The organism is Spirillospora sp. NPDC048819, from assembly GCF_040650055.1.
Taxonomy (GTDB): Bacteria; Actinomycetota; Actinomycetes; order Streptosporangiales; family Streptosporangiaceae; genus Spirillospora.
Window position 1 is genome coordinate 581,835 of sequence record NZ_JBEZGN010000002.1, and the last position, 21,082, is coordinate 602,916.

23 protein-coding genes are annotated in these 21,082 nt (G+C 72.8%); 4 read left to right on the forward strand and 19 right to left on the reverse strand.

All coding sequences use genetic code 11. The features are described 5' to 3' along the window. Positions 1-53: 53 nt before the first annotated feature. The 8 genes from AB0C35_RS05800 to rsmD all read right to left on the reverse strand — a co-directional run bounded on the left by AB0C35_RS05800 (position 54) and on the right by rsmD (position 6,053). Positions 54-377 carry an acylphosphatase gene (locus AB0C35_RS05800; RefSeq protein WP_358451037.1) on the reverse strand — a complete coding sequence of 108 codons (324 nt, stop codon included), beginning with the start codon at positions 375-377 and terminating at the stop codon, positions 54-56. Between the two features lie 33 nt (positions 378-410). Beyond that, positions 411-1,313 carry a bifunctional DNA-formamidopyrimidine glycosylase/DNA-(apurinic or apyrimidinic site) lyase gene (mutM, locus tag AB0C35_RS05805; RefSeq protein WP_358451039.1) on the reverse strand — a complete coding sequence of 301 codons (903 nt, stop codon included), beginning with the start codon at positions 1,311-1,313 and terminating at the stop codon, positions 411-413. After that, positions 1,306-2,106, reverse strand: coding sequence for a ribonuclease III (gene rnc / locus AB0C35_RS05810; protein ID WP_358451041.1), 801 nt, complete (start codon positions 2,104-2,106; stop codon positions 1,306-1,308). The genes mutM and rnc overlap by 8 nt, the downstream gene beginning before the upstream one ends. Positions 2,107-2,472: 366 nt before the next feature. Continuing rightward, on the reverse strand, positions 2,473-2,652 hold the full coding sequence (rpmF, locus tag AB0C35_RS05815; RefSeq protein WP_358451043.1) for a 50S ribosomal protein L32: 180 nt from the start codon (positions 2,650-2,652) through the stop codon (positions 2,473-2,475). A 1-nt stretch (position 2,653) separates the two neighbouring features. Beyond that, positions 2,654-3,301: a YceD family protein gene (locus tag AB0C35_RS05820; protein ID WP_358451044.1), complete on the reverse strand. Its 648-nt coding sequence runs from the start codon at positions 3,299-3,301 to the stop codon at positions 2,654-2,656. Positions 3,302-3,394: 93 nt separating this feature from the next. Continuing rightward, positions 3,395-3,877, reverse strand: a complete 483-nt coding sequence (gene coaD / locus AB0C35_RS05825; protein ID WP_358451046.1) for a pantetheine-phosphate adenylyltransferase — start codon at positions 3,875-3,877, stop codon at positions 3,395-3,397. A 129-nt stretch (positions 3,878-4,006) separates the two neighbouring features. Continuing rightward, complete coding sequence (locus tag AB0C35_RS05830; protein WP_358451048.1) at positions 4,007-5,458, reverse strand: penicillin-binding transpeptidase domain-containing protein; 1,452 nt, start codon at positions 5,456-5,458, stop codon at positions 4,007-4,009. Between the two features lie 10 nt (positions 5,459-5,468). Then, positions 5,469-6,053, reverse strand: coding sequence for a 16S rRNA (guanine(966)-N(2))-methyltransferase RsmD (rsmD, locus tag AB0C35_RS05835; protein ID WP_358451050.1), 585 nt, complete (start codon positions 6,051-6,053; stop codon positions 5,469-5,471). Between the two features lie 236 nt (positions 6,054-6,289). On the opposite strand from rsmD, the gene AB0C35_RS05840 reads away from it, so the two are divergent. Beyond that, the gene (locus AB0C35_RS05840; RefSeq protein WP_358451051.1) at positions 6,290-7,054 is read left to right on the forward strand and encodes a hypothetical protein; all 765 of its coding nucleotides are present in this window, start codon (positions 6,290-6,292) and stop codon (positions 7,052-7,054) included. Between the two features lie 49 nt (positions 7,055-7,103). Here the strand turns inward: AB0C35_RS05840 and AB0C35_RS05845 are convergent, their stop codons facing one another. From AB0C35_RS05845 to AB0C35_RS05855, 3 genes are all read right to left on the reverse strand, one after another. Next, positions 7,104-8,852 (reverse strand): serine/threonine-protein kinase, encoded by a 1,749-nt coding sequence (locus AB0C35_RS05845; protein ID WP_358451053.1) that lies wholly within the window; start codon positions 8,850-8,852, stop codon positions 7,104-7,106. A gap of 145 nt (positions 8,853-8,997) precedes the next feature. Next, on the reverse strand, positions 8,998-11,190 hold the full coding sequence (gene recG / locus AB0C35_RS05850; RefSeq protein ID WP_358451055.1) for an ATP-dependent DNA helicase RecG: 2,193 nt from the start codon (positions 11,188-11,190) through the stop codon (positions 8,998-9,000). 33 nt (positions 11,191-11,223) lie between these two features. Next, positions 11,224-12,801: a DAK2 domain-containing protein gene (locus AB0C35_RS05855; RefSeq protein ID WP_358451057.1), complete on the reverse strand. Its 1,578-nt coding sequence runs from the start codon at positions 12,799-12,801 to the stop codon at positions 11,224-11,226. 247 nt (positions 12,802-13,048) lie between these two features. On the opposite strand from AB0C35_RS05855, the gene rpmB reads away from it, so the two are divergent. Next, positions 13,049-13,243, forward strand: a complete 195-nt coding sequence (rpmB, locus tag AB0C35_RS05860; protein ID WP_030164391.1) for a 50S ribosomal protein L28 — start codon at positions 13,049-13,051, stop codon at positions 13,241-13,243. Positions 13,244-13,328: 85 nt separating this feature from the next. Here rpmB and thiD read toward each other — a convergent pair whose 3' ends face one another. From thiD to AB0C35_RS05875, 3 genes are all read right to left on the reverse strand, one after another. After that, positions 13,329-14,141, reverse strand: a complete 813-nt coding sequence (gene thiD / locus AB0C35_RS05865; protein WP_358451060.1) for a bifunctional hydroxymethylpyrimidine kinase/phosphomethylpyrimidine kinase — start codon at positions 14,139-14,141, stop codon at positions 13,329-13,331. A gap of 56 nt (positions 14,142-14,197) precedes the next feature. Further along, positions 14,198-15,076, reverse strand: coding sequence for a cellulose binding domain-containing protein (locus AB0C35_RS05870; RefSeq protein WP_358451061.1), 879 nt, complete (start codon positions 15,074-15,076; stop codon positions 14,198-14,200). A 101-nt stretch (positions 15,077-15,177) separates the two neighbouring features. Next, positions 15,178-16,098 (reverse strand): thiamine-phosphate kinase, encoded by a 921-nt coding sequence (locus AB0C35_RS05875; protein ID WP_358451063.1) that lies wholly within the window; start codon positions 16,096-16,098, stop codon positions 15,178-15,180. A gap of 132 nt (positions 16,099-16,230) precedes the next feature. Here AB0C35_RS05875 and AB0C35_RS05880 point away from each other — a divergent pair, with 132 nt between their 5' ends. Together AB0C35_RS05880 and AB0C35_RS05885 are read left to right on the forward strand one after the other, a co-directional pair. After that, positions 16,231-16,464 carry an Lrp/AsnC ligand binding domain-containing protein gene (locus AB0C35_RS05880; RefSeq protein WP_358451064.1) on the forward strand — a complete coding sequence of 78 codons (234 nt, stop codon included), beginning with the start codon at positions 16,231-16,233 and terminating at the stop codon, positions 16,462-16,464. 40 nt (positions 16,465-16,504) lie between these two features. Continuing rightward, complete coding sequence (locus AB0C35_RS05885) at positions 16,505-16,963, forward strand: DUF3515 domain-containing protein (protein WP_358451066.1); 459 nt, start codon at positions 16,505-16,507, stop codon at positions 16,961-16,963. 7 nt (positions 16,964-16,970) lie between these two features. On the opposite strand, the gene AB0C35_RS05890 is transcribed toward AB0C35_RS05885, so the two are convergent. Genes AB0C35_RS05890 through AB0C35_RS05910 form a run of 5 tightly spaced genes read right to left on the reverse strand, consistent with a single transcriptional unit; the run spans position 16,971 to position 21,076 of the window. Next, entirely contained in the window at positions 16,971-17,522 is a 552-nt protein-coding gene (locus tag AB0C35_RS05890; protein WP_358451068.1) for a nuclear transport factor 2 family protein, read from the reverse strand. Further along, positions 17,522-17,716: a ferredoxin gene (locus AB0C35_RS05895; protein WP_358451070.1), complete on the reverse strand. Its 195-nt coding sequence runs from the start codon at positions 17,714-17,716 to the stop codon at positions 17,522-17,524. The genes AB0C35_RS05890 and AB0C35_RS05895 overlap by 1 nt, the downstream gene beginning before the upstream one ends. Further along, the gene (locus AB0C35_RS05900; RefSeq protein ID WP_358451072.1) at positions 17,713-19,089 is read right to left on the reverse strand and encodes a cytochrome P450; all 1,377 of its coding nucleotides are present in this window, start codon (positions 19,087-19,089) and stop codon (positions 17,713-17,715) included. The genes AB0C35_RS05895 and AB0C35_RS05900 overlap by 4 nt, the downstream gene beginning before the upstream one ends. After that, the gene (locus AB0C35_RS05905; RefSeq protein ID WP_358451074.1) at positions 19,086-19,865 is read right to left on the reverse strand and encodes an SDR family oxidoreductase; all 780 of its coding nucleotides are present in this window, start codon (positions 19,863-19,865) and stop codon (positions 19,086-19,088) included. The genes AB0C35_RS05900 and AB0C35_RS05905 overlap by 4 nt, the downstream gene beginning before the upstream one ends. Further along, a complete protein-coding gene (locus tag AB0C35_RS05910) occupies positions 19,865-21,076 on the reverse strand; it encodes a cytochrome P450 (protein ID WP_358451076.1) in 1,212 nt (403 codons plus the stop codon). Before AB0C35_RS05910 ends, AB0C35_RS05905 begins: the two co-directional genes overlap by 1 nt. Positions 21,077-21,082 lie beyond the last annotated feature (6 nt).

Genomic DNA, 21,082 nt, shown 5'->3' on the forward strand with positions numbered 1-21,082 from the left:
TAACAACCTTCCTCTACTAGTTTAGCAGGTATAAACCGGAACCCCCTACCCGGTCACCGCTCGTGGAAACCGGAGCCCTCCCCGCGCGGCTCGCTCCAGCGGCTGATCACGCCCGTCACCTTGCCGGGCCGCCCGGGCACATGACGGGCGCGGCCGGACGCGGAAGCGTCGCCGTCCAGCAGGTCAAGGAGCCGCCGGCATTTCCGGCGGGGGCCTTCGGCGACGACCTCGACGCGCCCGTCGGCCAGGTTGGCGGCACTGCCGTCGAGGCCGAGTTCGAGCGCACGCGCCCGCACCCACCAGCGGAAACCGACCCCTTGGACGTGGCCGCGCACCCAGGCCGTCAGCCGGACGATGTCCTCGTCGCCGCCGTCCATTCCGTCCCCCTCTCGATCGTGGCCCCGGTCGCCCTAATACCGTGCCCTGCGGGGACGCGGCTGGCACACGGGGCAGGTGTAGGACGAGCGGTTCATGAACTCGTCGCGGCGGATCGGGGTACCGCAGCGGCGGCAGGGCTCGTCGCGCCGCCCGTAGGCGTCCAGGGACCGTTCGAAGTAGCCGCTCTCGCCGTTCACGTTGACGTACAGGCTGTCGAACGACGTCCCGCCGACGGCCAGGGCGGCGCCCATGACGTCCTGTGCGGCCTCCAGGACGCGCGTGGCCTCCGCCCGCGTCATCGTCTCGGTGGGCCGCGCCCAGTGCAGCCTGGCCCGCCACAGCGCCTCGTCGGCGTAGATGTTGCCGACGCCGCTGATCAGGGACTGGTCGAGCAGGGCCCGCTTGATCCCGGTCCTGCGGCGGCGGAGGGCGCGGAAGAACGCCTCGGCGTCGAAGGCGTCCTCCAGCGGATCGGCGGCGATGTGCACGATCGGCTCGGGGACGAGCCCGGGGCCGTCCGGCCCGCCGATCACGTCCGGCACCAGGTCGGTGACCATGAGATGCCCGAACGTGCGCTGGTCGACGAAGCGGAGGTCGTGGCCGCCGTCGTCGAAGCCGATCCGGACCCGCAGGTGCTTCTCGCGCTCCCGGTCCGGTTCGCCGACGAGCAGCTGGCCGCTCATCCCGAGGTGGGCGAGCATCGCCTCCCCCGGCGCGCCGCCGCCGTCCGCGCCCAGCGGCAGCCACATGTACTTGCCGCGGCGGCGGGGCGTCAGGACGGTGCGGCCGGCGAGGCGTCCGGCGAAGTCGGCGGGGCCGGGCTCGTGGCGGCGCACCGACCGCGGGTGCAGAACCTCGGCGGAGGCGATGGTGCGGCCGGCCGTCCAGCGTTCCAGGCCGCGCCGGACGACCTCGACCTCGGGAAGCTCAGGCACCGGTCTGGGCCGCCTGACCGGCCTGCCGCCGGCCGGCCTCCTCGGCTTGCTCGGCATCCTCGGCCTGCTCGGCGGACTCGCGCTCCACGACGATCCGGCGGATCTCGTTCCAGGCGGCCTCGGCGGCGTGCTGCTCGGCCTCTTTCTTGCTGCGGCCCTCACCGGCCCCGTAGTTCGTCCCGCCGACCCGGACCGTGGCGCGGAACGTCTTCTGGTGGTCGGGGCCGCTCTCGGCGACGTGGTACTCGGGGACGCCGAGTTCCTCGACCGCGGTGAGCTCCTGCAGCGAGGTCTTCCAGTCCAGGCCGGCGCCGAGGCCCGCCGAGCGGGTGATCAGCCCGTCGAAGAGCCGGTGCACCAGGGCGGACGCCTCGTCGAGGCCGCGGTCGAGGTAGACCGCGCCGATCAGCGCCTCCAGCGTGTCGGCCAGTATCGACGCTTTGTCGCGGCCGCCGGTGCCCTCCTCGCCGCGGCCGAGCCGGATGTGGGCGCCGACGCCGAGGCCCCGCGCGACGCCCGCGAGGGCCCGCATGTTGACCACGGCGGCGCGCAGCTTGGCCAGCTGCCCCTCGGGCAGGTCGGGGTGGCCCCGGAACAGGGTGTCGGTGACGACGAGGCCGAGCACCGAGTCGCCGAGGAACTCCAGGCGCTCGTTGGTGGGGAGCCCGCCGTTCTCGTAGGCGTAGGAACGGTGGGTGAGTGCGCGTTCGAGCAGGTCGTCCGTCACGGCGACGCCGAGCGCGTCGCTGAGTTCCGCGCGCTCCGGCGCGGGGTCGCTTTTCTTGCCGCTCACAAGCCCTCCTCGCGGGCCGTGCACCGCGCGCTGGGCGCGGTCGCTCATGTGGCGCGCGGCCTTGCGGCCGGGACGGCGAGGACGCTCGGCGGGGAGGGTCCGCGAAGACGAGGTGCGCGCCGGTCGGTGATCCCGGCGTGCACCACGGCTCCGGGCGCAGTCTCCGCGCCGCTCACCACGCCGACGTCGCGCGCCGGGGTGGTCGGGATGCCGGTGGTCGGGTGCCCGTCCTGCCGCATCGCGGGGGGCGGGCCGCGCCGTCCGCGCGGATCCGCCCCCCAGGATGCGAGAAGACCGAAGATTTTCATCCGGCCCGCCGCCGGAGCCGTCACCGGGTACCGGCGGCCGAGGATGAAAGGTGTTCGTTCAGGACGACGGGGTGATGACCTGCCGCCGGTCGTAGGTGCCGCACGTCGCGCAGGCGGTGTGGGGCAGTTTGTGGTCGCGGCACGTCGGGCACTCGACCAGGTTCGGCGCCGCGGTCTTCCACTGCGCACGCCGGTGCCGCGTGTTGCTGCGCGACTTCTTCCGCTTGGGGACGGCCACGTCAGCCCTCCTGCTTTCCTTCTCGTCGGTCGGATGAACCATGGGGGCCTGAGCCCCCGTCCCCCCGGCCGGGGGGAGCCGGCGCCAGGTCGCCGGTGATGTCCTGCAGCGCCGCCCATCGGGGGTCGGCGACGTCGTGGCGGTGGCCGGGTTCGGCGTCCGCCAGCCGTACACCGCAGTCCGGGCACAGGCCCGGGCAGTCCTCCCGGCACAGCGGGGACAGCGGCAGCGCGAGCAGCACCGCGTCCCGCAGGACGGGTTCGAGGTCGATCAGATCGCCCTCGAGGCGGAGTTCCTCGTCGCCGGCGTTCCCGCCGGAGCGGGTGTCGTCGTAGACGAAGAGTTCCTGGAAGTCCGCCTCGAAGGTCGAGGCGATCGGGTCGAGGCAGCGGGAGCACTCCCCCTCGAGGGGGACCGTCGCCGTGCCGGTGACGAGCACCCCTTCGAGTACCGCTTCGAGCCGGATGTCCAGCTCGATCGCGGCGCCCTCGGGGACGCCCACCATCTCGACGCCGAAATTCTCCGGTGCCGGCACGGACAGGTGCTCCTCCCGCGACGACCCGGGTTGCCTGCCCAGCGCTCGGGTGTCGAGCACGAGTGGGGCGTTGGGGTCGAGGCGTGTCAGTGGCTTCCTGCTTTCGTGAGGCATGAGAATGACGGCCGCGGGTGATGGCCGATGTCCTAGGGTACCGAAGACCCGGCCATTGCCCCAACTCGCGGCGCCCTCACCAGCGCGGGGCCGTCACTCGTCCTGACGGAGCCGGTCCACCAGCCGGTCGTGCACGATGTCGGGGACGAGCCCGGAGATGTCGCCGCCGAATTTCACGACCTCTTTCATCAGGCTTGACGAAAGGAACGCGTACTCCGGGTTCGTCGCCATGAAGAGCGTCTCCACGCCGGCGATGCGGTGGTTCATCTGGGCCATCTGCAGTTCGTACTCGTAGTCGCTGACGGCCCGGAGCCCGCGGACGATCACCGGGATGTCCTGCTCCTTGCAGTAGTCGACGGTGAGCCCGTAGAACGTGTCCACCTTGACGTTGCCGTACTCCTTGGTGACCGCGGAGATCATGCCGGCGCGTTCGTCGACGGTGAACAGGCTCTTCTTGTTCTTGTTGATCAGCACGGCGACGACCACCTCGTCATAGAGACGGGAGGCGCGGCTGATGATGTCGAGATGCCCATTGGTGACGGGGTCGAACGATCCCGGACAGACGACACGGCGCACGGCACGAACCCCTTCGGTCCCGGTTTCTGACCTGCGGCGCGAACGTACCAAATCGTATTCGGCTCCCTCTCACCCGGGCTCGTCCGAGACGCGCGAGGCCGCCGGGCGGGCTCCCCGGCCCGGCGCGGTTCAGGCGGCCAGCGCGCCGACGATCTCGGCGGCGATCGGGCCGGACTCGATGCCGTAGCCGGGCGCCTCGGTCATCACCGCGACCGCGTACTCCGGGTCCTCGCGCGGGCCGAAGCCGATGAACCAGCGGTCGTTGTAGGGGGCGCCCGTGACGTCGGCCGTCCCCGTCTTGCCGCCGAGGATGGACGTGCCCTTCAGGGACTTGCCGGTGCCCCTCTCGACGACGGCCTCCATCATGTCCCGCATCTGCCGCGCCTGCTCGGACGTCAGGGCCCGGGACATCCGGCCGGGCGAGATGTCGTCCACCGTCCGGCCGCCGGGGGCGCGCAGCCTGTCGATGAGATGCGGCCGCATGATCACCCCGTCGTTGAGGATCCCGGCGGCGACCATGGCCATCTGCAGCGGCGTGGCGACCGTGCTGCCCTGCCCGATGGAGCCGAGCGCGCTGAGCGCGGGCTGGTCGGTCCGCGGGAATGAACTGGCGGCGCTGAGCAGGCCGTCCGCGTACTCGATCCGGTCGCCGAACCCGAACTCGGCGGCCTCCTCATGGACGGCGTCGTTGCCGGGTTCTTCCGCGCCCATGTAGGCGAACGTCGTGTTGCACGACTGCGCGTAGGCCTCGATGAGCGGGATCCGCCTCAGATCGCACGCCCCGCCGATGTCGCCCGCGTCGTTGTTGATCGCCTGCCCGGCGCCCGGCGGCTTGTAGCTGCGTCCCGCCCTGACCCCGGTGTCCTTGCTCGCCCCCGCCTCCAGCGCGGCCGCGGCGACCACGGTCTTGAACGTGGAGCCGGGCGGGAACAGCTCCCCGGTGGCCTTGTTGAGCAGCGGCTTCAGCCTCTGGGCGTTGAGCCGCTGGAACGCCGCCTCCGCCTCCTCGCGGTCGAGGGTGGAGACCTCGTTCGGGTCGTAGGCCGGCGTGGACGCCATCACCAGGATCGCGCCCGTGTCGGCGTCGAGCACGACGGCCGCCGCCCGCCGCACGCCCGCGTCCTTCAGCGCCCTGTAGGCGACGCGCTGCGCCTCGACGTCGACGGTGGCCTCGACCGTCCCGCCCGGCACGTGCTCTCCGAGGATCTTGTCGATGAGGTTGGACGTGGCGAGCCGGTCGTCGGTCCCGTCCAGGAAATGGTTCGCGGCCTCCTCCAGGCCGGTCTGGGAGAACACGGAGAAGTAGCCGGTGACGGGCGCGAAGACCGGGCCGTCCTCGTACCGGCGCCGGTAGCGCTCGCCGTCGATCTTCTCCGACCAGGCGAGGCGCTCGCCGTCCGCCACGATGGGCCCGCGGTCGATCTTGAAGCGGTCGTCGAGCCGGCGGGCGTTGAGGGCGGAGTCCCGCAGCTCCTGCGCCTGGAATCCCTGCACGTAGGTGATGTTCGCCATCAGCGCGACGATCAGCACGAGGGTGACGACCCAGGTACGTGCCAGCGCGCGGTCGGTCCCGGGTCCCATGCGCGTGCCCCTACCCGAATCCGTTCCCGCCATGGCCTCCGGCGCGCCCGTACCAGAAGGCCGCCTCGCCGTAACGGCGGTCCCGCTCGGCCTCGTACCCGTCCGGCCACCGCAGCGCCGGACCTCGCGCGGCGCGTTCCACGACGACCAGCGCGTCCGGCGCCGCCCACCCGTGGTCGCGCAGGTTCTCCAGCAGGACGGTGACGGACGCGTCCGCCAGCGTGTACGGCGGGTCCGCGAAGATCAGGTCGTACGGCTCGTCCGGCGGCCTGCGGACGACCCGCTCCACCTTGTCCGGGCACGGAACGGCGCCGGGGAGCCCGAGGGCCTCGGCGTTCTGCCGGATCACCTTCATCGCGCGCGGATGCGACTCGACGAGCAGCGAGTGGGCGGCGCCCCTGGATAGCGCCTCAAGGCCGACGGCCCCCGATCCCGCGTACAGGTCGGCGACGCGGAGCCCGTCCAGCGGGCCGAGCAGGGCCAGCACCGTGGAGAACAGGCCCTCCCTGGCGCGGTCGCTGGTCGGCCTGGTGTCCCGTCCCGCCGGGACGGCCAGCCGCCGCCCTCCCGCGCTTCCCGCGATGACCCTGGTCATCCCTCCAGTATCGCGGCGGCCCCGCGTGCACGGCGCAACGTCCCGCCGAACGCCCGCGTCGGTCCGCCGGCGGACGGCTCGCGAAAACTGCACAACGCGCACCGCGGTCTCTTGTGAAACCACACCTAAATGATCCGAACGCTGTTCACAGCGACTACTGGACGTGTAAACGTGCTCGCAGGTTGTGCAACCAATCCCCTCAGGAGAACTCTGTGCATCACGGTAGGAGACTGGCGGTGACGGCCGGAGCGACGGTTCTCGGCATTGCCGCCATGAGCGGCGTCTCACACGCCGAGACCTCCCAGCCCCCTGTCAAGCGCACACAGGAGCCCGTGCTCGACCTTCATCTTGGCGCCGGTCTGAACTACGACGAGGCCACCAGGACCGCCTCCGCGGGCCTCGACCTCGGCGCCGGCGTCAACACCTCCGGTGGCGGCGCGGGCATCCGGGTCAAGACCGGCGCGAGCGCGTCCCTGCCCAGCGCCACCGTCCAGGCGGGCGCCGAGGTGGAGGCCAAGGCCGCCTCGTCCGCCGGAAGCGCCGGGGTGACGGTCAAGACCGGTGCCGAGGTGTCGGGCGGCAAGCAGGTCGTCAGCGCCGGAGCCGGCGTCGGCGCGTCGGTGGCTCCGGCGGGCGGCACGCCGCTGTCGGCGAACGTGTCGGCCAACGCGTGCGTCGGCGGCGGCTGCGAGGCGCCGACGCCGCCGACCCCGCCCACGCCGCCTGCACCGCCGAGCCCGCCGGTGCCGCCGGAGAGCCCGGCGCCGCCGAGCCCCTCACCGGCCCCTCCCGCGCTGCCGTCGTCGCCGCTGCTGCCGGAACTCCCGTCCGGCACGGCGATGGGCCCCGGCGCGACGGCCACCGGCGACTTCACGCCGCCGAAGGCGCTGCCCGTCACCGGAGCCGACGCGCTGCCGCTGGTGGCGCTCGGCCTGACCGCCATCGCCGCGGGCGGCGCCGCGGTGGCCGCGACCCGCAGGCGGACAGCCCGCGAGTCCTGAGCACCCCGCCGGAAGGGCGTCTCCCGCCGCGGAGGCGCCCTTTCCGTTTTCAGAGCCGCTCGGAGCTCGCGACCTTCCAGCCGTCGCCCGACCGCTGAAGGAGCAGCCTCCGGAATGACACCGGGTCCTGGTCGGTGCAGCCGCCCTGGCACTCGCCGAGCATCACCAGTGCCAGGAGCCGGTCCTCCTGCCCGGCCGGACGCAGGCCGATCTCCACGGGCGTCCCCGACGCGACGGACGGGTCCCGCGACACGGCGTCCAGCGCCCCGCGGGCCTGCGGGCCGGGCCAGGCGGCGCCCGTCGTGTCGGCCCGGGTGGAGCCCGCCTTCAGCGAGTAGAGGCTGTCGAGCAGCCAGCCGTCGCCCTGTCTGACCATGGTCGCCCGCATCGGGTCCTGGAGCCTGCCGGGGTCGGCGTCCTCCGCGCGGACCGTCCGCCGCACGTACGACAGGACCGTCACCCTGCCGGACGATGAGGCCACCACGGCGGAGTCGACGACGTCGGCGGTGACCGAGCCCTTCTTCGCTTTCAGCTCCTCGCGGTAGTCGCGAGTCGCGAGCTGCCGGTCGTAGTCGGCGCCGTACCGGGGCGTGGACACCCGGTGCGCCGCGGCCATGTTCTCCTCCAGCGACGCGTGGTCGAACGACAGCACCGTCTCGATCGCCCGGGACGCCGGCTCGACCGCCTCCACCGCCGCGGCGGGCGGCGCGGCGGAACCGGTGTCCGCCTTCGCGGGATCCTTCCCCGAGCCGCCCGACAGCAGCGCCCACGCCGTCCCGCCCACGGCCAGCGCGAGCAGCGGCGCCGTGACGGCGGCGACGATCCCCAGCGTCCGCCGCCGGCGCACCGGCGGGACCGTCCGCGGCTGCGGGGCCGTCCCGCCCGAGTCCGTGCCCGCCAGATGACCCGACCGCCCCACGGTCGGCGGCGCCAGCGGCGCCCTCGCGAAGTCGGCGCCGGTGCTGAGCGTCCCCTCGTCCCCCTGCCCGGCCGCACCGCCCAGCAGGTTCAGCAGGACCTGCTGCGCCTCCGGACGCATCGCCGGGTCCTTCGCCAGGCAGGACGCGACGGCCCCGCGCAGCGACTCCGGCAGCGCCGACATGTCCGGCTCGTAATGCAGGATCCGGTGGAAGACCGCGGAGATCGTGTCGTTGCCGAACGGATGGCGTCCCGTCGCCGCGAACACCATCGTCGCCGCCCACGTGAACATGTCCACGCCCGTGCCCAGCTCGGCGTCGGTGACCTGCTCGGGCGCCATGTACGACGGCGTCCCCACCACGCCGCTGCCCTTGGCCGCCGCCGAGCCGATGACCCGCGCGATGCCGAAGTCGATGACGCGCGGCCCGTCCGGCCCCATCAGCACGTTGGACGGCTTGAAGTCGCGGTGCAGGATCCCCGCCCGGTGGATCGCCGCCAGCGCCGTCACCGTGCCGATCGCCAGCCGGTCGAGATCGGTGCCCGTCCGCGGCCCCTGCTCGTTCACGAGCCCGCTCAGCGACGGCCCCGGCACGTACTCGCTGACGACGTACGGCAGATCACCGGAGACGTCGGCGTCCACGACCTGCGCGGTGCAGAACCCCGCGACCCGCCCGATCATCCCCAGTTCCCGCTCGAACCGCGCCCGCCACTCCGGATCACGGCTGAGCCGGTCGCGCAGCAGCTTCACCGCCGCCTGGACGCCGTCATCGCGGCGCCCCAGGTAGACGACGCTCTGGCCGCCCTCCCCCAGCCGCCCGACCAGCTCATACCGTCCAAGCCGCACCGGGTCGTCCGGCAGCAGGGGACCAACGGCCGTCATGGGAGCTCCTCCGTCGCACACGAACCCGCACGGGAACCTGTACCCACACGAGCCGTGGATGGCCACTGACCATCCGCACACGTTAGACGTCCGTGATCGGCCATGCGTTCTCCGTCATCCGCGCAGCCGGCCGAACCCGCAGAGATCAGGCCTTCTCCAGGAAGTCGGCGCGGTCTTCGTCCAGGAGCGACGCGAGGACGGTGGCCAGGCCCGGGTGGGCGGACAGGTCGGGGTCGGATTCGACGAGCGCCGTGGCCTCCTCGCGGGCGTCGCGGATGACGTCCTCGTCGCGCTGGAGGGTGAGCAGGCGGAGGCTGGACGCCCGGCCGGCCTGCGCGGCGCCGAGCACGTCGCCCTCGCGGCGCTGCTCCAGGTCGAGGCGGGAGAGCCGGAAGCCGTCGGTGGTGGACGCGACCGCGTCGAGCCGCTCGCGGGCCTTGCTTCCCGGTTCGGCGTCGGTGACGAGGAGGCACAGGCCGTGCAGGGAGCCGCGTCCGACGCGTCCGCGCAACTGGTGGAGCTGCGAGACGCCGAACCGGTCCGCGTCCATGATCACCATGACGGTGGCGTTGGGGACGTCCACGCCGACCTCGATGACGGTCGTGGCCAGCAGGACGTCCAGCTCCCGGTCGGTGAAGCGGCGCATGACCGCGTCCTTCTCGTCCGGGTGCAGCTTGCCGTGCAGGACGCCGATGCGCACGCCGGCGAGCAGTTCCTCCAGCTTGGGCAGCACCTCCATGATCCCGAGCGGGGACCGGCGGCCGGACTCGTCCTCCGCGTCCATCGTGTCGCCCTCGTCGCCCTCCTTCTCGCCGATGCGGGGGCAGACGATGTAGATCTGGCGTCCCTTGCCCGCCTCCTCCTTGATGCGCTCCCAGGTGCGGGCGAAGAACGCGGGCTTCTCCGGCGGCACCACGTGGGTCTGGATCTCCGAGCGGCCCGCCGGCAGCTGACCGAGGACGGAGGTCTCCAGGTCGCCGAAGACGGTCATCGCGACCGTGCGGGGAATCGGTGTCGCCGTCATGACCAGGACGTGCGGGCGGCCGCCGTCGGTCTTCTCGCGCAGCGCGTCCCGCTGCTCGACGCCGAAGCGGTGCTGCTCGTCCACGACGACGAGCCCGAGGTCGGCGAACTGGACGCTCTCCTGCAAAAGCGCGTGGGTCCCGACGACGATGCCCGCGGCGCCTGACGCCGCGTCCAGCAGTGCCGCCTTGCGCGCCTTCGCGCCCTGCGACCCGGTGAGGAGTGCGACCCGTGTGGCGTTGTCCGCGCCGCCGATCTGGCCGGCCTCGGCCAGGTCGCCCAGCATGCCGGTGATCGACCGGTAGTGCTGCTGGGCGAGGACCTCGGTGGGCGCGAGCAGTGCCGCCTGCCCTCCGTTGTCCACCACCTGCAACATCGCCCGCAGCGCGACCACGGTCTTACCGGCGCCGACGTCCCCTTGGAGGAGGCGGTGCATGGGGTGTTCCAAGGCCAGGTCGGCGGCTATCTCGTCGCCGACTTCACGCTGGCCCTTGGTGAGTTCGAAGGGCAGGCGGGCGTCGAACTCCGCCTGGAGGCCGCCGAAGGAGGGGGGACGGGGTGTGGCGGGGAGTGCGGCGGCGGCAAGGCGGCGCTGGGCCAGGGCCGCCTGGACGACGAACGCCTCGTCCCACTTGAGGCGGGCGCGGGCGCGGCTCAGTTCGTCCCAGGTGCGGGGCCGGTGGATGCCTTCGTACGCGTCGCGCAGGCCGATCAGGCTGCGGCGTCCGAGGAGCGCGCCGGGCATCGGGTCGGCGGGGAGGGCCAGCTGGTCGAGGACGGTTCCGACGGACGTGCCGATCGTCTCGATGGGCAGCGCCTTGCTGGACGGGTAGATCGGGATGATCTCGTCGGCCCACTCCTGCGCGGCCTCCTCGGCGCCCTTCTCCGCGACGACCTTGTACTGCGGGTGGGCGAGCTGCCGCACCTCCTTGCCGCTGCGGGGGCGGTAGGTGCTGATCTTCCCGGCGAACAGGCCGCGGGTGCCGGGCGACAGGTCCTTCTCGGGCCGGTAGGAGCCCTTGCGGCCGAAGAAGCTCAGCTTCAGCTGCCCGGTGCCGTCCGTGACGGTGATCTCCAGGACGTAGCCGGGGCTGCGGGTGAGGCTGCGGCCCTGCACCTTCACGACCTCCGCCATGACCGTGACGTGCTCGCCGTCCTGCAGGCCGCTGAGCTGGGTCAGCTCGCCGCGATGGGCGTAGCGGCGCGGGTAGTGGTGCAGGAGGTCGCCGACCGTGTGCAGGTCGAGGCCCTTCTCCAGCGCCTTGGCCGTCTTGTCGCCGAGGACCTTGCGCAACGGCTCGTCGAGGTTCGCCACGCAGTCTTTTCTAGCCCATGGCGGCGACGGGAATCACTCAACGCCGATGAGGAGCGGGTACCGTTCCTGGCCGCCGCCGTAGACGCCGACCTCGACGTCGGGGTGATCGCCGCGCAGGTGTCCTTCGAGAATCCCGGTGAGCGAGGGCGGCGCGTGGGTCCCGGCGATCAGCGTGACGAGCTCGCCGCCGCCGGACAGCATGCGGTCGAGGAGGTTCCGGGCGACCTCGGCGACGTCCGCGCCGATCGTGACGACATCGCCCTCGATCAGGCCGAGGACGTCGCCGGGCTGGCAGAGGCCGACGCTCGTCACCGCCTCCTGCTCGGCGACCTCCAGGTGGCCGAAGCGGGTCGCGCCGGCGGCGCGGGTCATCTCGATCACGTCCTCGCCGAAGCGGCGCAGCGGGTCGTGCACGGCGAGGGCGGCCATCCCCTGGACGGACGCCTTCGTCGGTACCACCGCGATCCGCGCGCCGCCGTCCCGCGCGCGCTCTGCGGCGGCCTCGGCGAGTGAGAGGACCTCGGGTTCGTTCGGCAGGACGGTGACCTCGTCGCCCGCCGCGAGGATCGCCTCGGCCAGCACCGCGAGCGGCGGCACCGTGCCGGGTTCGCGCCGGACGACGCGCGCGCCGCACTGCTCGAACAGCGCGGCCAGCCCGTCGGCGGCGGTGACGGCGATCACCGCGCGCCCGGTGTGCGGCGCCTGCGGCTGCTCGCCGGCACCGGCGTGCAGGTAGGTGACGCGGATGCGGTGCGGGCGTCCCGCGGCCATGCCCGCCTCGATCGCGGCGCCGGCGTCGTCCACATGGACGTGGACGTTCCACAGGCCGTCGCCGCCCACCACGACGAGGGAGTCCCCGAGGACGTCCAGCTTCTCCCGGAGGGCGTGGACGGCGTCGTCCGGGGCGTCCAGCAGGTACATGACCTCGTAGCCGGGACCGTGCGGTTCCTGGTGCTCCTCCGCGGGCGGCGGCGTCCCCGCGGCGCGGGCGGGGACCTCGTACCGTTCGGGGTACTCCTCGGTGATCACGGCCGCGAGGACGTCGAGCACCACGCAGAGACCGGCGGCGCCCGCGTCCACGACGCCGTTGCGGGCCAGCACGTCCAGCTGGGCCGTGGTGCGGCCGAGCGCCCGCCGGGCCCCGCCGGCCGCGGTCCGCGCCGCCTCGGCGAGACCGGTTCCGGACGTCCCCGGCGCGCAGGCCGAGGCGGCTTCGGCGAGGACGCTCAGGATCGTCCCCTCGACGGGGTGTTCCACGGAGCCGCGGGCCAGGCCGGACGCGTGCTCCAGCGCCGCCGCGAACACCGTGCCGTCCGGCGGCGCCTCCAGCGGGCCGAGGACGTCGGCGAGCCCGCGGAACACCTGGCTGAGGATCACGCCGGAGTTGCCCCGCGCGCCCAGCAGCGCGCCCTGCGCCAGCGCCCGCCAGACCCGCGGGGCGTCGGCGGCTTCGGGGAGTTCGTCCAGGGCGTCCGCCGCGGCGATCACGGTCAGGTGCAGGTTGGTCCCGGTGTCGCCGTCCGGGACCGGGAACACGTTGAGCGCGTCGATCTCCGTCCGGGTCCGCCCCAGCGCCTCGGCCGCGGACCTGCACCACCTTCGTACCGCCACCCCATCGAGGACCTCGCCCACGGAGCCGCCCCTCTCGCCGTCTCGCACCTCTTCTGTATCGTGCGGGCACCGTCCCGGGAAACCGGGTGGATCGCGAGGCGATTCGCGCAGCCGACCGGGCGTCGGCTACTCTGATCCGTGCGCCTCGTCCGAGGCGCTCATCAGTGAGCACCCGTGATCCCCGGCCGGCGTCGGCGGCATCGGGCGGCGCTCCGGTCAGAGCATCGACACCCACTTGGAGTTTCCCGTGGCTTCCGTCTGCGACGTCTGCGGCAAGGGACCCGGTTTCGGCATGCGCGTCTCCCACTCGCACCGCCGCACCCCGCGCCGCTGGAACCCCAACATCCAGCGTGTGCGCGCCGTCGTGAACGGCAGCACCAAGCGGATCAACGCCTGCACGTCCTGCATCAAGGCCGGCAAGGTCGTCAAGCCCACGGTCTGAACCGGGACCGCGGGCTTCGGCCGGCTCATCGGATCCGTCCGGTGAGCCGGCTTTCGTGTTCCCGGGGCCCGTGCGCCCGGTCGTCTCAGGCGCGGTGCCGCCAGCCGTGGTCGACGGGGCCGATGCCGGCGCCGAGCGGGAAGCCCGCCGCGATCGCGCCCGTCACGTACTCCTTCGCCTTCCCGACCGCCGTGGGGACGTCGTCGCCCAACGCCAGATGCGACGCGATCGCGGACGCGAGCGTGCAGCCGGTGCCGTGGGTGTGCCGGTTGTCGTGCCGCGGCGCGGTGAAGCGGTGCTCGTGCTCCCCGTCGAACAGCAGGTCGGCGGGCTCGCCCGGCAGATGGCCCCCCTTGATCAGGACCCATCGCGGGCCGAGCGCCTTGACGGCCTCGGCGGCCTCGCGCAGTCCGGCCTCGTCGACGACCTTGACGCCCGTGAGCTGCTCCACCTCGTACAGGTTGGGGGTGACGACGGTCGCGGCCGGCAGCAGCGCCGCGCGGACGGCGTGGACGGCGTCGGGGGCGAGGAGCGGGTCGCCGTGCTTGGACACGCCCACGGGGTCGACGACGGCGGGCGCCCCGGACCCGGCGAGGGCCTCGGCGACGGTCTCGACCAGGACCGTGGACGCGAGCATCCCCGTCTTGATCGCGTGGACGCCGATGTCGGACAGCACGGAGTCGAGCTGGGCGCGCACCGCCTCGGGCGGCAGTTCCCAGTAGCCCTGGACGCCGAGGGAGTTCTGCGCGGTGACGGCGGCGATGACGCTCATCCCGTGGACGCCGAGGGCGAGCATCGTCTTCAGGTCCGCCTGGATGCCGGCGCCGCCGCCGGAGTCGGAGCCCGCGACGGTGAGCACGAGGGGCGGGGCCTGGGCCGTGGACGGAGAATGCGACATGCCGTCCACTTTATGGCGAGCTGGGGGGCTGGGCGGCGTCCGGCCGCCGGCGCGGGTCAGACGATGGCGCAGGGCAGGCTGTTCAGGATGCACGAGGTCGGCGTGGCGGCTGTGCCCCGCGCGGCGAACACGATCCGCACGGTCTCGCCGGGCGCGATCCCGGTGCGGCCGCGGACCAGAGGGACCGAGCCCGTCCGGACGACGGTGGCGCCTCTGACGGCGGTGACCGAGGCGGTCGGGATCTTGAAGGCGAGCGCCCACTGGGAGACGGGCCGCGGGCCCTTGTTGGCGATCGTGGCGGTCGCCTTGAAACCGTCGGGGGTCTTGGACGCGACCCGGAACGCGATGACGAGGCCGTCGGAGCGGCCGGCGCCGCGGCTGGCGCGTTCGCCCGGTCCGCGCTGGGAGACCTGGCTGTCGCGCTGGTTGGTCTGGGTGTTCTGGGGTGCGCCGCCGGCGAAGTTGAGGGATATCTGCTGGGTGCTCAGCGCGTAGGAGACGATCCCGACGGCGATGACCAGCGCGAGGATCGGCATGAGGGGGACGGGGAGCACCGAGAGGAATCTGAGCCACCGGCGGCCGCCGGACGCGGCCGGGCGGGTGCGGGGCTCCGGCGGATCGGGGGGCCACTCGGGGTCTGCGGGGTGGGGACTTGCGGCGGAGTAGGAACCGGGGGCGCCTGGATAGTCACCGGGATAGTCGCCCGGGAGCGGTTCGAACAGGCGGCGGGGCGGAGGCCCGTTCTGGCGTTCCGCGTCGGGCGGCGGGCCGGTCGAGATGCGGTCGTGCGGCGACACGTAGACCCGGTCGTCGGTCGGTCCGGAGAAGGCGTCGTAGGGCCGGCCGGGTGGAGCACCGTAGAACGGCCCCCGGGGCGCACCGTCGCCCGGCACGGGGTCGTCGTCCTGCCGCTCAACCCTGCTGTGTCGTCCCATCCCATCCCTCTTCGATCACAGGATGTATACCAAACCAGTACCAAACATGCCTACAGCATCCGTCAACCCACAGGGCTGTACGCGCTCCGTGATCGGCGCGTTCACGCTGGGAAATGGTCCCATCCGCCGGCCTGCGGCTCGCGGCCGTCCACGCGTACCCCCGTCCCTTCGGCGACGATCCCGATCCTTCTCCAGGATGAGGGCAGAACGGCGTCCGCGGGGAATGTTCCGGCGAATGCGTGGTCTTCGCCTCCCGTCAGGGCGTGGCGCAGCCCGTCCGGCCCGAGGATCTCCGGGACGGGCACGGCCGCGGAGTCGACGTCGATCCGGACACCGCTCGCGGCGGCGATGTGCCCGAGGTCCTGGACGAGCCCGTCGCTCACGTCCAGCAGGGCGGTGGCACCGTGGGACCGCGCCTCCCGTCCCGCCTCGTACGGGGGCCTCGGACGGCGGTGGGCCGCGATCAGCTCGGCGGGACCGCCGCGTCCCGCGGCGAGGAGCGCAAGCCCGGCGGCGGCGTGGCCGAGCCGGCCGCGGACGGCCACGATGTCGCCCGGACGCGCCCCGGACCGGGTGAGCGGCGCGCCGCCGCCCAGGTCGCCGAGCGCGGTGACGGCGAGCGTGATCTCGGGGGCGCCGACGACGTCCCCGCCGGCGACGGCGGCGCCCGCCTCGCGGCATTCGTCGGCGAGGCCGTCGTAGAGCCGCTCGGCCCAGTCCGCGGCGGTGGCGGGCGGGGCCGCGAACCCGACGAGCAGCGCGGTGGGGCGCGCGCCCATGGCGACGACGTCGGCGAGGTTCTGTGCGGCGGCCTTGCGTCCGATGTCGTAGGGGCCGGACCAGTCGCGCCGGAAGTGCCGGCCTTCGACGAGGAGGTCGGTGGTGGCCACGACGCGCCCGTCCGGCGCGGCGACCACCGCCGCGTCGTCGCCGGGGCCGAGCAGCACGGCCGGGCCGTGCGGCAGCCGCCGCGTCAGCCGGGCGATCAGCCCGAACTCGCCCGCTTCACCGATGGTGCCCATGCGCGCCGTTCCCCGTGTCTCCCGCATCCGGGCGGCGTGATCGCGGCACGCCCTCCCCCGGCCGCCCGCCGCGGCGCGTAACACGATACGGTGAACCGTCCGACGGTTCATTCTCCGCCCGGGGAGGACGTGATGGTGCAGGCCTACATCCTCATCCAGACCGAAGTCGGCAAAGCGGCCGACGTGGCAGGTCACATCTCCGGTATTTCGGGTGTCACGCTGGCGGAGGACGTCACGGGGCCGTACGACGTGATCGTCCGAGCGGAGGCGCGCAATGTCGACGAGCTGGGCAAGCTCGTCGTCGCGCAGATCCAGGCGGTCGACGGAATCACCCGTACCCTCACGTGCCCGATTGTTCACATCTAAACGGCCGTTGCCGGGGGGTCTGGGGGGTCGTCCCCTGAGTGTGAAACGGCTGCTCCGTCCCGTCCTGGTCGCGGGGGTGGCGCTGGTGGCCGCCGCCTGCGGCGACGGGGCCGTGCAGGTCCCCGTGCCGCAGCCGGACACGGCCACGCAGCGCCTGTGCGAAGGGTTGCGGCTGCCCGAGAAGGTGCACGGGCAGCAGCGCCGCGACACCTCCCCGAAGTCCCCGCTGACCGCCGCCTGGGGTTCGCCCGCGATCGCGCTGCGCTGCGGCGTGCCGCGGCCCGCCGCGCTGCAGCCGGCGTCGGCGCTGGTGACGATCAACGGGATCGACTGGTTCGGGTACCCCGTCGACCGGCCGGTCACCTTCACCGCGGTGGCGCGGCAGGCCTACGTCGAGGTCACCGTCCCGCCCAAGTACAACCCGGCCGGGGACGTGCTCATCGAACTCGGCCCGTCGATCAAGGCGACGATCCCGGAGAAGCCCGAAGGGCAGATCTGATCAGCGGTCACCAGATCGGGACGGGGCTCTCCCCTCGCGCGTAGTAGCCGGGGATCGGCTCGCCGGCCGCGGCCCGGTCGAGGCGCCGCTTCATCCCGTCCGACAGCACGTCCGCCTTCATCATCTCGACGAACACCGACGTGACGTTGCCGAGGTCGAACCAGTCGCGCTGCCACGACCACCGGCGGTTCCCGGCGTACCGGAACCAGGACCCGCCGATGCCGAGCACCTCGTACGGCGACCCGTCCGGGCGCCTGGCGTCGGCGACCTGCTTCCAGAAGCCGACGACCTCGCCCTTGACCTCGTCGACCAGGATGCTCTGGTACGGGTACGTCCAGCCGTCCAGGCCGCCCATCTCCGAGCCCAGTGCCAGATTGCGGATCTCGTCGCGGCCGACGGCCATGAAGTCCTGCTTCGGGCCGATGTTCCAGCCGTAGGTGGCGTCCTCGGTGTAGAGGTCGGCGAGGGGGCGCCAGTCGCCGGCCTCCTCGCAGCGCCGGTTGGCCTCCAGCCAGTACTCCACCATCGCGTCGAGTTCTTCACGGGGGAACGAGGGCATCACGTCTCCAGCAGTTTGAGGGCCTGGGTGGGGCAGTAGCGGACGGCGGCCTTCACTTCGGCGCGCATGTCCTCGGGCGGTTCGGCGTCCAGGACGCGGACCTTGCCTTTGGGCGGGACCTCGAAGACGTCCGGGGCCTCCAGCTCGCACATGGCGTGTCCCTGGCACAGGTCCAGGTCGGCTTCGACCCTCACCGGCGCCTCCGGCGGTAGCGGACCGCGCACGGCTGGGCGAGCTGGACGACCATCTTCGAGTGGTCGTTGCGGTAGGTCTCGGGCGGCTGGGCGGGCTCGAACTCCCAGTCCCGCAGCAGCACCGAGAAGATCGCCTTGAGCTGCATCATCGCGAAGTTCGCGCCGACGCAGCGGTGCCGTCCCGCGCCGAACGGCACCCACGTCCACCGGTTGAGGAGGTCCTCCTCGCGGGGCGCGACGTAGCGTTCGGGCTGGAAGGCGTCGGGGTCGGGGAAGTCGGTCTCGATGCGGTTGGACACGGCGAGGCTGCAGCCGACCATCGTGCCCGCCGGGATGCCGTGCCCGCAGACCTCCTGGTCGGACTGCGCGACGCGCAGCAGCAGGATCAGCGGCGGGTGCAGCCGCAGCGCCTCCTTGATCGCCGACTCCAGGTACGGGATGGCGCGCAGCGCCTGGAACGACACCTCGCTCCCGTCCTCGTACAGCTCGTCCAGCTCGCGGACGACGCCGTCCAGCACGTCCGGGTGGCGCAGCAGCTCGATGAGCGTCCACGCGGCGGTGCCGGACGTGGTGTGGTGCCCGGCGAACATCATCGAGATGAACATGCCGGTGACCTGGTCGGCGTCGAACTTGAGGGTGCCGTCCCCGTTCTTGATGGACATGAGGACGTCCAGAAGGTCGCGGTCCTCCTTCGGCGGCTGTGTTTCGCCCCCATGGCTACGCCCCGCCACCCCCCGAGGCGGACGGCCGTCCATGATCCCCTGGACGAGTTCGACGAGCGCCGCGCGAGCGGAATCGCGCCGCCGGAAGCTCTCGATGTCGGCGTACGGGTCGACGTAGGCGAGCGCGTCGGTGCCGCGTTCGAGGTCGTGGTAGAGGTCGGCGAACCGGCGGTCGAGCTGCTCGCGGAACTTGCGCCCGATCAGGCACGCGGACGAGGTGTAGATCGTCAGCTCGGCGAAGAAGTCGAGCAGGTCGATCTCGCCCTCGTCGCCCCAGCCGGCGACCATCCGGTCGACCTCGGCGGAGATCGTGGCGGCGTGGCCCTTCATGAACGAGCCCTTGAGCGCCTGGTTGTGCAGGGCCTCGCGGCGCTGTTCGGGGGTGGCGTCGAACACCACGCCCTCCCCGAAGATCGGGGTCATGAACGGGTACGCCTCGGCCTGGTCCAGCTCCTCGTCGGGGGAGCGGAAGAAGAACTCGTTGGCCTCGGCGCCGGACAGCAGGACGACGCGCCGCCCCGCGAGCCGGAACTCGCCGACGTCGCCGCACTCGTCCCGGACGCGCTGCATCAGCCCGATCGGGTCGGAGCGCAGCTCCTCGAGGTGGTCGGGCCCGCCCGACACCACGCGCGGCTCCACCAAAGCGGTCATGAATCCTCCAGGGGGGCTTCGGGTTGTACTTCGACGAGCCGGAGATGGGCGCCGCGGGGGGTCGCGACGACGGCCGCGACGGCGGCGGCGACATCGGACGGGCGCAGGAAGTACGGGTGGCGGGCGTGGCCCCACTTCACCCAGTCCTCCAGCACGGCGCCGGTCGTCTCCGCGTCCCAGCTCATGCCCATGCCCGTCGCGGTGGGTCCGGGCCGGACGATGGACGCCCGCACCCCCGTTCCCTCCAGCTCCATCTGCATGGTGCGCGCCATGCCTTCCACGCCGTTCTTCGCCGCGACGTAGGCACCGGTCCAGGAGCGCGGGGCGGGCACGGTGTCCGAGGAGATGAACACGATGTCGCCGCGCCGCCGCGCCACCATCTGCGGGACGAAGTGCGACACGAGCCGGTGCGCGCCGACGAGGTGGACCTGCACCTGTGCGAGGAAGTCGGCGGAGTCGAGCTCGTGGAGGCGTCCCGCGGCCAGGTCGCCGGCGCCGGAGATCACGACCTCGACCGGGCCGAGCGCGTCGGCGGCCGCCGCCGCGAACGCCTTGACGGAGTCGGAGTCGCCGACGTCGAGCGGATGCGCGAGCGCCTCTCCCCCGCCGGCCCGGATGGTGGCGGCGAGCTCCTCGCACTTGCCGGCGCGCCGCGCGCCGAGCGCGACCGGATGCCCGGCCATCGCCAGCGCGGTCGCGGTGGCCGCGCCGATCCCCGACGACGCGCCCGCCACCACGACCGGACGCCGCTCGGGGTGCGGATCGAACCGTGGCATTAGCTCTCCCTCCGCCCCCGGCCGACCACACGCACGGGCAGAGCGGCGAAGCCGCGCACGTTCACGGAGTGCACGCGTTCGGCGCCCGCGTGGTCGACCTCGTAGGACGAGACGTGCCGAACCAGTTCGTCCAGCGCGATCCGCGCCTCCAGCCGGGCCAGGTTGGCGCCCAGGCAGAAGTGCCGGCCGCCGCCGAAGCTGACGAGCTGCGAGGTGTCGCGGTCGAGGTCGTAGGAGTCGGCGTCCTCGAAGACCCTCGGATCGCGGTTGGCCGAGCCCACCAGCAGCAGCAGCCGGTCGCCCTCGGGGACGCGCTGCCCGTGCAGCTCGACGTCCTGGGTGACCGTCCTCGCGAGCATCTGGGTGGAGGTGTCGTAGCGGAGCGTCTCCTCCACCCAGTCGTCCACGCGGGCCGGGTCGCCGAACGGCTTGGCGGCCTGCTCGGGGTTCCGCGCCCCCCAGTACAGGGCGTTGGCGAGCAGCTTGGTCGTGGTCTCGTTGCCGGCGACCACCATCAGGAAAAGGAACGCGATGATCTCTTTGTCGTCCAGCCGGTCGCCGTCGATCTCGGCGTCCAGCAGCGCCGACGTCAGGTCGTCCGTCGGGCCGCGCCTGCGCTCGGCGACCATGTCCTGGTAGTAGCCGACGAGCGTGAGCGCCGCCTCCATCCCGGCCTGGGGGACGTCGTTGAGGCCCTCTTCCCGGTGGACGACGAGGTCGGCGAGCCGGCGCACCTCCACCCGGTCGGCCTCGGGGACGCCCATCATCTCGGAGATGACGTCCATGGGCAGCAGCCCGGCGAAGTCGGACACGAAGTCGAACTCGCGCTTGTCCAGGGCGGGTTCCAGGTGGCGCCGGGCCAGCGCCCGGATGTCGTCCTCCATCGCCTTCACCCGCCGGGGCGTGAAGCCCTTGGACACCAGCGCCCGCATCCGGGTGTGGCGCGGCGGGTCGAGGGCCAGGAACGACATCGTCCGGTGGGCCTGCGGCCCCCATGCGCTCGGCTCCAGCGAGACGCCGTTGGCGTTGGAGAACGTCGCGTGGTCGCGGAACGCCGCGGAGACGTCGGCGTGCCGGGACAGCGCCCAGAAGCCGAGTTCGTCGTTGCGGTAGAGCGGCGCCTCGTCGCGGAGCCGCGTGTAGAAGGGATACGGGTCCTCGTGGACGGCGTAGTCGAAGGGGCTGTAGAAGACCTGCGCAGCAGGGTCCACGGCCGT